Genomic DNA, 14898 nt, shown 5'->3' on the forward strand with positions numbered 1-14898 from the left:
TCACCGTCCTGGCGGTGCTGACCGTGCTGGCCTTCGCCGCCGCGGTCGGCGCCGGGATCTACTGGTGGCTCGGCACCCACGGCACGACGGCGACCCAGTCGGCGGACCGGGACGTCGCGGTCGACGCCGCCGAGCAGATCGTCGTCAACATCAACACGGTGCACCCGCAGACGATCGACCAGGACCTCGCGGCGGCACAGTCCTCGCTGACCGACCCGATGCTCACCGAGTACGGGAAGGTCCGCCAGCAGTTCGCCGACAGCCTCAAGAAGGCCGGGGCGTCGGTGGTGGCCAAGCCCGCCGGCGCGTCGCTGACCGCGTTCGACGACGACAAGGGCACCGCGTCCGCCCTCGTCGCCATCAACGTGACGGCCTCCAGCGCCAACCAGCAGCCCACCCAGAAGCAGCAGCTGTTCCAGGTCGACATGACGCGCACCCCGGACGGCTGGAAGGCCGCCAAGGCGTCGCCGACCGCGGGCCAGAGCTGAGGAAGGGGACAGCGTCGTGCCACCCCGTACCCGTGCCATCACCAGCACCTCCCCGGCCGGCCGCCGGCCCAAGGTCGCCGGCCTGCGCGACCCGCGCCGCGGCAGCGGCGAGCCGGCGCGCCCGGACACCGAGGACGCCGTCGGCGTCGAGGACCCCGACCCGTCCGCGGCCGGGACCGACGCCGCCGTCGAGGACGCCGTCGACGAGCGGACGACGACCGCGGCCGGTGCCGGTGCCGCCGAGGACACCGGTGCCGAGCGACCCGCACCCGCGTCCAAGGCCCGTCGCGGCGGCGCCATGAGCGCGGCCGCCGGCCCGGCCCGCGACGAGGGCGGACCCCGCTCCGGCACCGCCGTGCTCGAGCGCCCCGCCCGCCGCCCCCGCGAGGAGGCCCCGCGCGAGCGGGCCGGGTCCGCGCCGGCCCGGCGCGGACGCCTCGCGGGCGCCCTCGGCGGCGCCGCGGCCCCGTTCCGCCGCCTCGGCGGCCGCCCGGGCCTGCTGCAGGGCGTCCTGGGCGCGGTCGTCGTCGTGTGCCTCGTCCTCGCCGGCCTGGCGTTCTGGCAGGGCCGCCAGGCGTGGACGCAGGGCCCCGTGGCCAACCAGGCGGTGATCGACACCGGCGCGACCGCCGAGGTGGTCGGCCAGACGCGCCAGGGCCTCGAGCAGATGCTCTCCTACGACTTCACCAAGCTCGACGACTCGGTGAACGCCGCGAAGGCGGACGCGACGGGCGCGTTCCAGTCGCAGTACCTGGCGGTCTTCGAGCAGACCATCCGCGGGCCGGCAACCCAGCAGAAGCTGCGCCAGACCGCGAGCGTGCTCAACATCGGGGTCAAGCAGCTCGACGCCGACCACGCCACGCTGATGGTCCTGGTGCAGTTCACCGCGCAGCGGACCACCAACCAGCAGTCGACCAACGCGCCCGGTCTGCTCAACGTCGACGTGGTCCGCCAGGACGGTCGCTGGAAGGTCAGCGCGCTGAACCCCATGTGACACCCGTGTGATGCGCGAGACGCGCATGTGAGGGACCCGAACGGAGCACACCGCCCGGGTCGAGCGTCGGTGAGATGACTCGACCCGGGCGGTGTCGTGTCCGGGCCGGATGCTCTGACCTGCGGCGAGAGGCAGCGGACCGCTCGACGGAACTGCGCGTCGGACTTGACGGGGACCGCATGGGCGGTCACTCTGTTCCCAGCGCGAGACCCCGCGTCCGACCCCCCGGTCGGGCAGGGACCTCATCGAGGTCCAGGCCCCCGGAGGCGTGTCACGAGGGGGGCGTTCGACACGTGCTGCCAGTCATGGCTAGACTGTCGGATCGCGCTGCCTTCACGTGTCTCCACCCCACGAGTGTGGGTACCCGCCAGGCCGCGCCACCGGCCGCCCGGGGCACTGCGCTGCGTCTCGAGCGGACGAGCTACTGACAGCGTCAGACAGCGTTGTTCCGGAAGGACGCATCTTGGCAGTTACCCGCGCCACCAGGTCCTCGAACCACCACGCGTCGTTCCCCGGGGCTCCCCTCCGGGTCTCCTTCGCCAAGCTCGACCAGCCGCTGGAGGTCCCTGACCTCCTCGACCTGCAGACCAAGTCCTTCGAGTGGCTGGTCGGCAGTGAGGAGTGGTTCGAGCGCCGCGTGGAAGCGGGCGAGGACTCCCCGGTCGGCGGTCTCGAGGAGGTCCTGGCCGAGATCTCCCCGATCGAGGACTTCTCCGGCTCGATGTCCCTGTCCTTCTCCGACCCGCGCTTCGACGAGGTGAAGGCCTCCGTCGAGGAGTGCAAGGACAAGGACATGACGTACTCGGCGCCGCTCTTCGTGACGGCCGAGTTCACCAACAACACCACCGGCGAGATCAAGTCCCAGACGGTCTTCATGGGCGACTTCCCCGTGATGACCGACAAGGGCACGTTCATCATCAACGGCACCGAGCGCGTGGTCGTCTCGCAGCTCGTGCGCTCGCCGGGCGTGTACTTCGACCGCTCGGTCGACAAGACGACCGACAAGGACGTCTTCAGCGTCAAGATCATCCCCAGCCGCGGCGCGTGGCTGGAGTTCGACGTGGACAAGCGCGACACCGTCGGCGTGCGCATCGACCGCAAGCGCCGCCAGCCGGTCACCGTGCTGCTGAAGGCCCTGGGCTGGACCACCGAGCAGATCCAGGAGAAGTTCTCCTTCTCCGAGACGCTGCTCGCGACCCTCGAGAAGGACGCCACGGCCGGCCAGGACGAGGCCCTGCTCGACATCTACCGCAAGCTGCGCCCGGGCGAGCCGCCGACGCGCGAGTCCGCGCAGACGCTCCTGGAGAACCTGTTCTTCAAGGACAAGCGCTACGACCTCGCGAAGGTCGGCCGCTACAAGGTCAACAAGAAGCTGGGCCTGGACGTCGACCCGTCCACCGGCACGCTGACCGAGGACGACATCATCCAGACGATCTCCTACCTCGTGCGCCTGCACGCGGGGGAGACCGAGGAGCAGGCGCCCGACGGCTCCGGCGAGATCCCGGTCGAGACCGACGACATCGACCACTTCGGCAACCGTCGTCTGCGCACCGTCGGCGAGCTCATCCAGAACCAGATCCGGGTGGGCCTCTCCCGCATGGAGCGCGTCGTGCGCGAGCGCATGACGACCCAGGACGTCGAGGCGATCACGCCGCAGACCCTGATCAACATCCGGCCGGTCGTGGCCGCGATCAAGGAGTTCTTCGGCACCTCGCAGCTCTCGCAGTTCATGGACCAGACCAACCCCCTCGCGGGCCTGACGCACAAGCGCCGGCTCTCCGCGCTGGGCCCGGGCGGTCTGTCCCGTGAGCGCGCCGGCATGGAGGTCCGCGACGTCCACCCGTCGCACTACGGCCGCATGTGCCCGATCGAGACCCCGGAGGGCCCGAACATCGGCCTGATCGGGTCGCTGTCGAGCTTCGCGCGGGTCAACCCGTTCGGCTTCATCGAGACGCCGTACCGCAAGGTCGTCGAGGGCGTGGTCACCGACCAGATCGACTACCTGACCGCGGACGAGGAGGACCGCTACGTCGTCGCGCAGGCGAACGCCCCGCTCGACGACGACGGTCACTTCCAGGACGACCGTGTCCTGGTCCGGCGCAAGGGCGGCGACGTCGACCTCATCGCCCCGGCGCGGGTCGACTACATGGACGTCTCGCCGCGCCAGATGGTGTCGGTCGCGACGGCGATGATCCCGTTCCTCGAGCACGACGACGCCAACCGCGCGCTCATGGGCGCGAACATGCAGCGTCAGTCGGTACCGCTGCTCCGCTCCGACTCGCCGCTGGTCGGCACCGGGATGGAGCTGCGGGCGGCCGTCGACGCCGGCGACGTCATCGCCGCGGACCGCGCGGGTGTGGTCGAGGAGCTGTGCGCCGACTACATCACGATCATGGACGACGACGGCCAGCGCACCACGCACCGGCTGCACAAGTTCACGCGCTCCAACCAGGGCACCTGCATCAACCAGAAGCCGATCGTCTCCGAGGGCGACCGCGTCGAGGCCCGTCAGGTCCTCGCCGACGGGCCGTGCACCGAGAACGGCGAGATGGCCCTGGGCAAGAACCTGCTCGTGGCGATCATGCCGTGGGAGGGCCACAACTACGAGGACGCGATCATCCTGTCGCAGCGTCTCGTGCAGGACGACGTCCTGACCTCGATCCACATCGAGGAGCACGAGATCGACGCCCGCGACACGAAGCTCGGCGCCGAGGAGATCACCCGGGACATCCCGAACGTCTCCGAGGAGGTCCTCGCCGACCTCGACGAGCGCGGCATCATCCGGATCGGTGCCGAGGTCGCGGACGGCGACATCCTGGTCGGGAAGGTCACGCCCAAGGGCGAGACGGAGCTGACCCCCGAGGAGCGCCTGCTCCGCGCGATCTTCGGCGAGAAGGCGCGCGAGGTCCGCGACACCTCGCTCAAGGTCCCGCACGGCGAGACCGGCAAGGTCATCGGCATCCGCGTGTTCTCGCGCGACGACGACGACGAGCTGCCGCCCGGGGTGAACGAGCTGGTCCGCGTCTACGTGGCCCAGAAGCGCAAGATCTCCGAGGGTGACAAGCTCGCCGGCCGCCACGGCAACAAGGGCGTCATCGGCAAGATCCTGCCGGTCGAGGACATGCCGTTCCTCGCCGACGGGACCCCGGTGGACATCGTCCTCAACACCCACGGTGTGCCGCGACGCATGAACATCGGCCAGGTCCTCGAGACCCACCTCGGGTGGATCGCGAAGACCGGCTGGGAGGTCGACCCGGAGAACACCGAGGAATGGGCGGTGAACCTCCCCGACGACATGCGCTCCGTGGCGCCGGACACGAAGACCGCCACCCCGGTGTTCGACGGTGCCCGGCAGGCCGAGATCTCGGGGCTGCTGTCCTCGACGCTGCCGACCCGCGACGGCGTCCGGCTCGTCGGCGAGGACGGCAAGGCGCAGATCTTCGACGGACGTACCGGTGAGCCCTACCCGCACGCGATCGCGGTGGGCTACATGTACATCCTCAAGCTGCTGCACCTGGTCGACGACAAGATCCACGCCCGCTCGACCGGCCCGTACTCGATGATCACGCAGCAGCCGCTGGGTGGTAAGGCGCAGTTCGGTGGCCAGCGCTTCGGCGAGATGGAGTGCTGGGCGATGCAGGCCTACGGCGCGGCGTACACGCTGCAGGAGCTGCTGACGATCAAGTCCGACGACGTGCTCGGTCGCGTCAAGGTCTACGAGGCGATCGTCAAGGGCGAGAACATCCCGGAGCCCGGGATCCCCGAGTCGTTCAAGGTGCTCCTCAAGGAGCTCCAGTCGCTGTGCCTCAACGTGGAGGTGCTGTCCTCGGACGGTGCCGCGATCGAGATGCGCGACGGCGACGACGAGGACCTCGAGCGCGCCGCGGCCAACCTCGGCATCAACCTGTCCCGCAACGAGTCGCCCTCCGTGGACGACGTCGTCAACTGACCTCGCCCGCCGGCCCCCGGACCTGAAGCTCTGCTCAAGCCCCGGGGCCGGCTCGCGGCCCTCTAGAAAACAGCTCACCCATCCAGGGGAGAACCTTTGCTCGACGTCAACTTCTTCGACGAGCTCCGGATCGGTCTGGCCACCGCCGACGACATCCGGCAGTGGTCGTACGGCGAGGTCAAGAAGCCCGAGACCATCAACTACCGCACCCTCAAGCCCGAGAAGGACGGACTCTTCTGCGAGAAGATCTTCGGCCCCACCCGGGACTGGGAGTGCTACTGCGGCAAGTACAAGCGCGTCCGCTTCAAGGGCATCATCTGTGAGCGCTGCGGCGTCGAGGTGACCCGCGCCAAGGTGCGCCGCGAGCGGATGGGCCACATCGAGCTGGCCGCGCCCGTCACGCACATCTGGTACTTCAAGGGCGTCCCGTCGCGGCTGGGCTACCTGCTCGACTTGGCCCCGAAGGACCTCGAGAAGATCATCTACTTCGCCGCCTACGTGATCACGGACGTGAACGCGGACCAGCGGCACAACGATCTCTCGACCCTCGAGAACGAGATCGCCGGCGAGCGCAAGCGGCTCGAGACCCAGCGCGACAACGACCTCGAGGCCCGCGCCCAGAAGCTCGAGAGCGACATCGCCGAGCTCGAGGCCGAGGGCGCGAAGTCCGACGTGCGCCGCAAGGTGAAGGAGGGCGGCGAGCGCGAGATGCGCCAGCTGCGCGACCGCGCGCAGCGCGAGCTCGACCGCCTCCAGGAGGTCTGGGACACCTTCACCAAGCTCGACCGCGGGCAGCTCATCCAGGACGAGTCGCTCTACCGCGAGCTCTACGACCGCTACGCGGACTACTTCACCGGCGCCATGGGTGCCGAGGCGATCCAGAAGCTCCTGCAGACCTTCGACATCGACGCCGAGGCCGACAACCTGCGGGAGACGATCCGGTCGGGCAAGGGGCAGCGCAAGCTGCGCGCGCTCAAGCGGCTCAAGGTCGTCGCGGCGTTCCAGGCCACCGGCAACCGCCCCGGCGGCATGGTGCTCGACTGCGTGCCGGTCATCCCGCCGGACCTGCGCCCGATGGTGCAGCTCGACGGTGGCCGCTTCGCCACCTCGGACCTGAACGACCTGTACCGCCGGGTCATCAACCGCAACAACCGCCTCAAGCGACTGATCGACCTCGGCGCGCCCGAGATCATCGTCAACAACGAGAAGCGGATGCTGCAGGAGGCCGTCGACGCGCTGTTCGACAACGGCCGCCGCGGCCGGCCGGTGACCGGGCCGGGCAACCGCCCGCTCAAGTCGCTGTCCGACCTGCTCAAGGGCAAGCAGGGCCGGTTCCGCCAGAACCTGCTCGGCAAGCGCGTCGACTACTCGGGCCGTTCGGTCATCGTCGTCGGCCCGCAGCTCAAGCTGCACCAGTGCGGCCTGCCCAAGCAGATGGCGCTCGAGCTGTTCAAGCCGTTCGTCATGAAGCGGCTGGTCGACCTCAACCACGCCCAGAACATCAAGTCCGCGAAGCGGATGGTCGAGCGTCAGCGCGGCCAGGTCTGGGACGTGCTCGAGGAGGTCATCAACGAGCACCCGGTGATGCTCAACCGGGCGCCGACGCTGCACCGCCTCGGCATCCAGGCCTTCGAGCCGCAGCTCGTCGAGGGCAAGGCCATCCAGCTCCACCCGCTGGTGTGCGAGGCGTTCAACGCCGACTTCGACGGTGACCAGATGGCGGTGCACCTGCCGCTGTCGGCCGAGGCGCAGGCCGAGGCCCGCATCCTCATGCTGTCGGCGAACAACATCCTGTCGCCGGCGTCGGGCAAGCCGCTCGCCATGCCGCGCCTCGACATGGTCACGGGGCTGTACTACCTGACGATGCTCTCCGAGGGCGGGAACGGCGAGGGCCAGGCCTACTCGTCGCCCGCCGAGGCGATCATGGCCTACGACCTGGGGGCCCTCGACCTCCAGGCGAAGATTCGGATCCGGCTCGACGGCTCCGTCGTCCCGGGCCCGGGCATGGCCCCGGAGGACCACGAGCCCGGCGTGCCGTGGCTCGCGGAGACCACGCTCGGCCGGGTGCTCTTCAACGAGCTCCTGCCCGAGGACTACCCCTTCGTCAACGACCTGCTGCCCAAGAAGCGGCAGGCGGCGATCATCAACGACCTCGCCGAGCGCTACTCGATGACCGAGGTCGCCATGACGCTGGACCGGCTCAAGGACGCCGGCTTCCACTGGGCCACGCGCTCGGGCGTCACGATCGCCATCGACGACGTCGTCGTGCCCCCGCGCAAGCAGGAGATCCTCGACGAGTACGAGGGTCGCGCCGAGCAGGTCAACAAGCGCTACCAGCGCGGTGCGCTCTCCTTCCAGGAGCGCAACGACGAGCTGGTGCGCATCTGGGGCCAGGCCACCGAGGAGGTGGCGAAGGCGATGGAGGACAACTTCCCCGAGGACAACTCGATCTCGCGGATCGTCGCCTCCGGCGCGGCGGGCAACATGACCCAGGTGCGCCAGCTCGCGGGCATGAAGGGCCTGGTCGCGAACCCGAAGGGCGAGTTCATCCCTCGGCCGATCAAGTCCAACTTCCGCGAGGGCTTCTCGGTGGTCGAGTACTTCATCTCGACCCACGGCACGCGCAAGGGTCTCGCCGACACCGCGCTGCGCACCGCCGACTCGGGCTACCTGACCCGGCGCCTGGTCGACGTCTCGCAGGACGTCATCGTCCGCGAGGTCGACTGCGGCACCGAGCGCGGCATCCCGATGCCGATCGCGGAGGAGGGCCCCGACGGGTCGCTCATGCGCGACGTGCACGTCGACACCAGCGTGTACACCCGCACCGCGGCCTCCGAGGTCACCGACTCCGAGGGCAACGTCGTGCTCGCCAAGGGCGGCGACATCGGCCAGCAGGCCATCGACGCGCTCATCGCGGCGGGGATCGGCAAGGTCCGCGTCCGCAGCGTCCTGACGTGCGACTCGGCCCAGGGCGTCTGCGCGATGTGCTACGGGCGGTCCCTCGCGACCGGCCAGCTCGTCGACGTCGGCGAGGCGGTCGGCATCGTCGCCGCCCAGTCGATCGGTGAGCCCGGCACGCAGCTCACGATGCGCACCTTCCACACCGGTGGTGTGGCCGGCGAGGACATCACGACCGGTCTGCCCCGTGTGCAGGAGCTCTTCGAGGCCCGCGTCCCCAAGGGCAAGGCGCCGATCGCCGACGTCGACGGCCGGGTGCAGCTCGAGGACGGCGACAAGTTCTGGAAGATCACCCTCATCCCGGACGACGGGAGCGAGGAGGTCATCTACGACAAGCTGTCCAAGCGCCAGCGGCTCGCGACGATCCCCGTCGACGGCACCGAGCGCCCGCTGCAGGACGGCGACCACGTCGGCGTCGGACAGCAGCTGCTCGAGGGCACGGCCGACCCGCACGAGGTGCTGCGGGTCATGGGCCCCCGCGAGGTGCAGCTGCACCTCGTCGACGAGGTCCAGAAGGTCTACCGCTCGCAGGGCGTGTCGATCCACGACAAGCACATCGAGGTCATCGTCCGGCAGATGCTCCGCCGGGTGACGATCATCGACTCGGGCGCGACGGAGTTCCTGCCCGGCGGTGTCGTGGACCGCGCCGAGTTCGAGGGCCAGAACCGCAAGGTCGTCGCCGAGGGCGGCGACCCGGCGGCGGGGCGTCCGGTGCTCATGGGCATCACGAAGGCCTCGCTGGCCACCGAGTCGTGGCTGTCGGCGGCGTCGTTCCAGGAGACGACCCGCATCCTCACCAACGCCGCGATCGAGGGGAAGTCCGACAGCCTCGTGGGGCTGAAGGAGAACGTCATCATCGGGAAGCTGATCCCGGCCGGCACCGGCATCAACCGGTACCGGAACATCCAGGTGCAGCCGACCGAGGAGGCGCGCGCCGCGGCGTACGCCCTGCCGAGCTACGACGACGGGTACTACTCGCCCGACGTCTTCGGCACCGGCAGCGGCGTGGCCGTCCCGCTGGACGACTACGACTTCGGTCAGTACCGCTGACCTGAGCCGTCCCGAACGCCCCCGCCCGGTCCGCCGGGCGGGGGCGTTCGTCATGTCCGGGGCGGTGCGCCCTTAACTCGGAACGGGGTGGAGCGCCGGCGAGGGGTACGTCAGGCAGGCGCGGCGGCGTCGGATGCCGCGTGGTGTGCTCCTCGACCTCAGGGCCGCGGACCGAGCGCGAGCGCGCGGGGGAATGCGGGCCTCCCGGGTGACGTTGCACGCCCCGGAGGCGGCGCTCGTGTATCGTCGCGGCAGCCCGTTCGACGGCGAGGAGTACACCGCCGGCGATATGGAGGTCCGGAGAGGACCTTCGAGGGCGCGCAGGGTCCGTCGAGGGATGCCTCCGTGGCCGGATCCGGACCCACCTGCGAACCCGCGCGCATGCGCAGGTATCGTCGTACCCGGTGCCCGACGCGATCGGGCCGTTGCGCTGCGCCCGCCACGGGCGGTGTGACGGCGACCGGGAGCGTCGGCGGTGTCGGTCACGAGGGGCCAGCGGTCCACCGACGACACGCCCGACCCCGCGATCCACGGACCCACCGGCCCGTGCGGTGCGGACGACACCGACAGACGTAGCGACACGACGAGCAGGACACGAGCCAGAGGAACGAATGCCCACCATCCAGCAGTTGGTCCGACGGGGCCGCGAGGACAAGGTCGAGAAGACCAAGACCGCGGCCCTCAAGGGGAGCCCGCAGCGGCGCGGCGTGTGCACGCGCGTCTACACGACGACCCCGAAGAAGCCGAACTCCGCGCTCCGCAAGGTCGCGCGCGTGCGCCTCTCGAACCAGATCGAGGTCACGGCGTACATCCCGGGCGAGGGCCACAACCTGCAGGAGCACTCGATCGTGCTCGTGCGCGGCGGTCGCGTGAAGGACCTGCCGGGCGTTCGCTACAAGATCATCCGCGGCGCGCTGGACACGCAGGCGGTCAAGAACCGCAAGCAGGCCCGCAGCCGCTACGGGACGAAGAAGGACAAGAGCTGACATGCCGCGCAAGGGACCCGCTCCGAAGCGTCCGCTCGTCGCCGACCCGGTCTACGGGTCGCCGCTGGTGACGCAGCTGGTGAACAAGGTGCTCGTCGACGGCAAGCGGTCGCTCGCCGAGCGCATCGTCTACGGCGCGATGGAGGGCTGCCGGGAGCGCAACGGCGCCGACCCGGTCGTCACGCTGAAGCGCGCGCTGGACAACGTCAAGCCGGCCCTCGAGGTCCGCAGCCGCCGCGTCGGTGGCGCGACCTACCAGGTGCCGATCGAGGTGCGCGCCGGGCGCTCGACCACGCTCGGCCTGCGCTGGCTGATCACCTACTCGCGGGCGCGCCGCGAGAAGACGATGGTCGAGCGGCTCACCAACGAGCTGCTCGACGCCTCGAACGGCCTCGGCGCCAGCGTCAAGCGGCGCGAGGACACGCACAAGATGGCCGAGTCGAACAAGGCGTTCGCCCACTACCGCTGGTAGGGGGCCGGCGGCCCCGTCCCCTCCCGGTGCGAACCACCGGGTGCGGGCGGGCCGCCTCGCGAACATCAGCCGCGGGACCCGCGGCGACGATCCGACGGGAAGAGGAATTCCGTGGCACGCGACGTGCTGACCGACCTGGGCAAGGTCCGCAACATCGGGATCATGGCCCACATCGACGCGGGCAAGACCACCACGACCGAGCGCGTCCTGTACTACACCGGCATCAACTACAAGATCGGTGAGGTCCACGACGGCGCGGCCACGATGGACTGGATGGAGGAGGAGCAGAAGCGCGGCATCACGATCACGTCTGCCGCGACGACGACCTTCTGGAAAGACCACCAGATCAACATCATCGACACCCCCGGGCACGTCGACTTCACCGTCGAGGTGGAGCGCTCGCTGCGCGTGCTCGACGGCGCCGTCGCCGTGTTCGACGGCAAGGAGGGTGTCGAGCCCCAGTCGGAGACGGTGTGGCGCCAGGCCGACACCTACAACGTCCCGCGCATCTGCTTCGTCAACAAGATGGACAAGCTCGGTGCGGACTTCTACTTCACCGTGCGGACCATCAAGGAGCGGCTGAACGCCAAGCCCCTGGTCCTGCAGCTGCCGCTGGGCTCCGAGTCCGACTTCTACGGGGTCATCGACCTCGTGCGGATGCGGGCGCTCACCTGGCGCGGTGAGGTCCAGAAGGGCGAGGACTACGCGATCGAGGAGATCCCGGCGGACCGCCAGGACGAGGTCGCGGAGTACCGCGAGGCGCTGATCGAGGCCATCGCCGAGAACGACGAGGCCCTCATGGAGCGCTACTTCGCCGGTGAGGAGCTCACGGTCGAGGAGATCGAGCACGGCATCCGCGCCGTGACGCTCGCCGGCGAGTACTACCCGGTCATCTGCGGCACGGCGTTCAAGAACAAGGGCGTGCAGCCCATGCTCGACGCCGTCATCGCCTACCTGCCCGCGCCGACCGACGTGAAGCCGGTCGAGGGCACGCTGCTCGACGGCGAGACCCCGGTGGTCCGGCACGCGACCACCGACGAGCCGTTCTCGGCGCTGGCCTTCAAGGTCGTCTCGCACCCGTTCTACGGGAAGCTGACCTACGTCCGGGTCTACTCGGGCAAGGTCAACCAGGGCGCGCAGATCATCAACTCCACGAAGGACCGCAAGGAGCGCATCGGGAAGCTCTTCCAGATGCACTCCAACAAGGAGAACCCGGTCGACGACGCCATGGCCGGGCACATCTACGCCTTCGTCGGGCTGAAGGACACGACGACGGGCGACACGCTCTGCGACCCGCAGAACCCGGTCGTCCTCGAGTCGATGGTCTTCCCGACGCCCGTCATCTCGGTGGCGGTCGAGCCGAAGTCGAAGGCCGACCAGGAGAAGCTCTCCACGGCCATCCAGCGTCTCGCCGACGAGGACCCGACCTTCCAGGTCGCCCTCGACGAGGAGACCGGCCAGACGATCATCTCCGGCATGGGCGAGCTCCACCTCGAGGTGCTCGTCAACCGGATGAAGTCCGACTTCAAGGTCGAGGCCAACATCGGCAAGCCGCAGGTCGCCTACCGCGAGACGATCCGCAAGCCGGTCGAGAAGTACGAGTACACGCACAAGAAGCAGACCGGTGGCTCCGGCCAGTTCGCGCGCGTGATCATCAAGCTCGAGCCGATGGAGAAGAACGAGGACGGCGCGCTCTACGAGTTCGTCAACAAGGTCACCGGTGGGCGCGTGCCGCGCGAGTACATCCCGTCGGTCGACGCCGGTGCCCAGGACGCCATGCAGTACGGCGTGCTGGCCGGCTACCCGATGACGGGCCTGCGCCTGACGCTGCTCGACGGCCAGTACCACGAGGTGGACTCGTCGGAGATGGCGTTCAAGGTCGCCGGCTCGATGGCGCTCAAGGAGGCGGCCCGCAAGGCGGACCCGGCCATCCTCGAGCCCCTCATGGCGGTCGAGGTGAACACGCCCGAGGACTACATGGGCGACGTCATCGGCGACCTGAACTCCCGCCGTGGCCACATCCAGGCCATGGAGGAGCGCAGCGGCAACCGCATCGTCAAGGCGCTGGTGCCGCTCTCGGAGATGTTCGGCTACGTCGGTGACCTGCGGTCGAAGACCCAGGGGCGAGCGAACTACTCCATGCAGTTCGACTCGTACGGCGAGGTCCCGGCCAGCGTGGCCAAGGAGATCATCGCCAAGGCGACCGGCGAGTGACCTCCCACCGCGGCCCCGATTCCCGACGACGGGATGACGGGTCGCGGTGAGGCCGGGGAAAAGCCCCCGTTAGCCTCGTAGAGGTCACCTCGGGTCCTCCGCCCGGCGCCACGCCCACCCAGAGGACCGCACCACCAGACGACGTAAGACCCTCAGAAGTCCAGGAGGACGAGAGCAGTGGCGAAGGCCAAGTTCGAGCGGACCAAGCCCCACGTCAACATCGGCACCATCGGTCACATCGACCACGGGAAGACGACGCTGACCGCGGCCATCACGAAGGTCCTGCACGACAAGTACCCGGACCTCAACCAGGCGTCCGCGTTCGACATGATCGACAAGGCGCCCGAGGAGCGCCAGCGCGGCATCACGATCTCGATCGCGCACGTCGAGTACCAGACCGAGAAGCGGCACTACGCGCACGTCGACTGCCCCGGGCACGCCGACTACGTGAAGAACATGATCACCGGTGCCGCCCAGATGGACGGCGCCATCCTGGTCGTGGCCGCGACCGACGGCCCCATGCCGCAGACCCGTGAGCACGTGCTGCTCGCCAAGCAGGTCGGCGTGCCCTACATCGTCGTCGCGCTCAACAAGGCCGACATGGTCGACGACGAGGAGATCATGGAGCTCGTCGAGATGGAGGTCCGTGAGCTCCTCTCGGCGCAGGAGTACCCCGGCGACGACCTCCCCGTCGTGCGCGTCTCGGCGCTGAAGGCGCTCGAGGGCGACGCCGAGTGGGGCGAGGCCATCATCAGCCTCATGGACGCCGTCGACGACTCGATCCCGTCGCCGGAGCGTGACACCGACAAGCCGTTCCTCATGCCCGTCGAGGACGTCTTCACGATCACCGGTCGCGGCACCGTCGTCACCGGCCGCGTCGAGCGCGGCATCGTCAAGGTGAACGAGGAGGTGGAGATCGTCGGCATCCGCGAGAAGTCGATGAAGACCACCACCACCGGCATCGAGATGTTCCGCAAGCTGCTCGACGAGGGCCGCGCCGGCGACAACGTCGGTCTGCTGCTCCGCGGCATCAAGCGCGAGGACGTCGAGCGCGGCATGGTCGTCGTGAAGCCGGGCTCGATCACCCCGCACACCGAGTTCGAGGGCCAGGTCTACATCCTGGGCAAGGACGAGGGCGGTCGGCACACGCCGTTCTTCAACAACTACCGCCCGCAGTTCTACTTCCGGACGACCGACGTCACCGGCGTCGTGACGCTGCCGGAGGGCACCGAGATGGTCATGCCGGGCGACAACACGGAGATGTCGGTCCAGCTGATCCAGCCCATCGCCATGGAGGAGGGCCTCCAGTTCGCCATCCGCGAGGGTGGCCGGACCGTGGGCGCGGGCCAGGTCACGAAGATCAACAAGTAGGGGTTCCTCCGCACCCCACCCCCGGTGTCGGCGCGCCACGGCGTGCGTGCGACACTTGACGGGTTGCTTGCCCGGGCGGTCGGCTCAGTCGGTATCGAGCCGACCGCCCCGGCGTGAGCGGGGTCCGTGTCGGGAGTCCAGCCAGGACGCTCAGCGCGCGGCACCGCATCGAGCGGGAACCGGGCACCCCCCGAGGGTGCCCACCGTGCCGCCGACCGGCCACCGGTCGGGGCGGGACGGACACACCATGAACAGCGAGGGTCTCGAGCCAGCCGGCGAGGGCCTGAAGCCGCGGAGCGACGAGCGTCCGGGGCGCGCCAGCCGACGGAGTCGACACGCCCGACCGCGTGGACCGGAGAGGTCCGCGAGATCGAGGTGGGACGGCCTCCGGGGCGCCGGTGCGGTCCGGAGGACCG

At 69.4% G+C, this 14898-nt stretch carries 8 protein-coding genes; all 8 read left to right on the forward strand.

Features of this window, described 5'->3' with window-relative positions; genetic code table 11:
* Nucleotides 1-14: 14 nt before the first annotated feature.
* The gene (locus HH311_RS26835) at nucleotides 15-488 is read left to right on the forward strand and encodes a hypothetical protein (protein ID WP_169186786.1); all 474 of its coding nucleotides are present in this window, start codon (nucleotides 15-17) and stop codon (nucleotides 486-488) included.
* Between the two features lie 16 nt (nucleotides 489-504).
* Nucleotides 505-1482: a hypothetical protein gene (locus HH311_RS26840; protein WP_169186787.1), complete on the forward strand. Its 978-nt coding sequence runs from the start codon at nucleotides 505-507 to the stop codon at nucleotides 1480-1482.
* A 463-nt stretch (nucleotides 1483-1945) separates the two neighbouring features.
* Nucleotides 1946-5431, forward strand: a complete 3486-nt coding sequence (gene rpoB / locus HH311_RS26845) for a DNA-directed RNA polymerase subunit beta (RefSeq protein ID WP_169186788.1) — start codon at nucleotides 1946-1948, stop codon at nucleotides 5429-5431.
* 96 nt (nucleotides 5432-5527) lie between these two features.
* On the forward strand, nucleotides 5528-9439 hold the full coding sequence (locus tag HH311_RS26850; RefSeq protein ID WP_169186789.1) for a DNA-directed RNA polymerase subunit beta': 3912 nt from the start codon (nucleotides 5528-5530) through the stop codon (nucleotides 9437-9439).
* 611 nt (nucleotides 9440-10050) lie between these two features.
* Nucleotides 10051-10425 (forward strand): 30S ribosomal protein S12, encoded by a 375-nt coding sequence (rpsL, locus tag HH311_RS26855; RefSeq protein ID WP_169186790.1) that lies wholly within the window; start codon nucleotides 10051-10053, stop codon nucleotides 10423-10425.
* Nucleotide 10426: 1 nt separating this feature from the next.
* Nucleotides 10427-10897: a 30S ribosomal protein S7 gene (gene rpsG / locus HH311_RS26860; protein ID WP_169186791.1), complete on the forward strand. Its 471-nt coding sequence runs from the start codon at nucleotides 10427-10429 to the stop codon at nucleotides 10895-10897.
* Between the two features lie 111 nt (nucleotides 10898-11008).
* Nucleotides 11009-13111: an elongation factor G gene (gene fusA / locus HH311_RS26865; protein ID WP_169186792.1), complete on the forward strand. Its 2103-nt coding sequence runs from the start codon at nucleotides 11009-11011 to the stop codon at nucleotides 13109-13111.
* 177 nt (nucleotides 13112-13288) lie between these two features.
* Nucleotides 13289-14482 carry an elongation factor Tu gene (gene tuf / locus HH311_RS26870; RefSeq protein WP_169186793.1) on the forward strand — a complete coding sequence of 398 codons (1194 nt, stop codon included), beginning with the start codon at nucleotides 13289-13291 and terminating at the stop codon, nucleotides 14480-14482.
* Nucleotides 14483-14898: the final 416 nt, after the last annotated feature.

Origin of the sequence: Actinomycetospora sp. TBRC 11914, assembly GCF_012933465.1 — a bacterium.
Taxonomy (GTDB): Bacteria; Actinomycetota; Actinomycetes; order Mycobacteriales; family Pseudonocardiaceae; genus Actinomycetospora.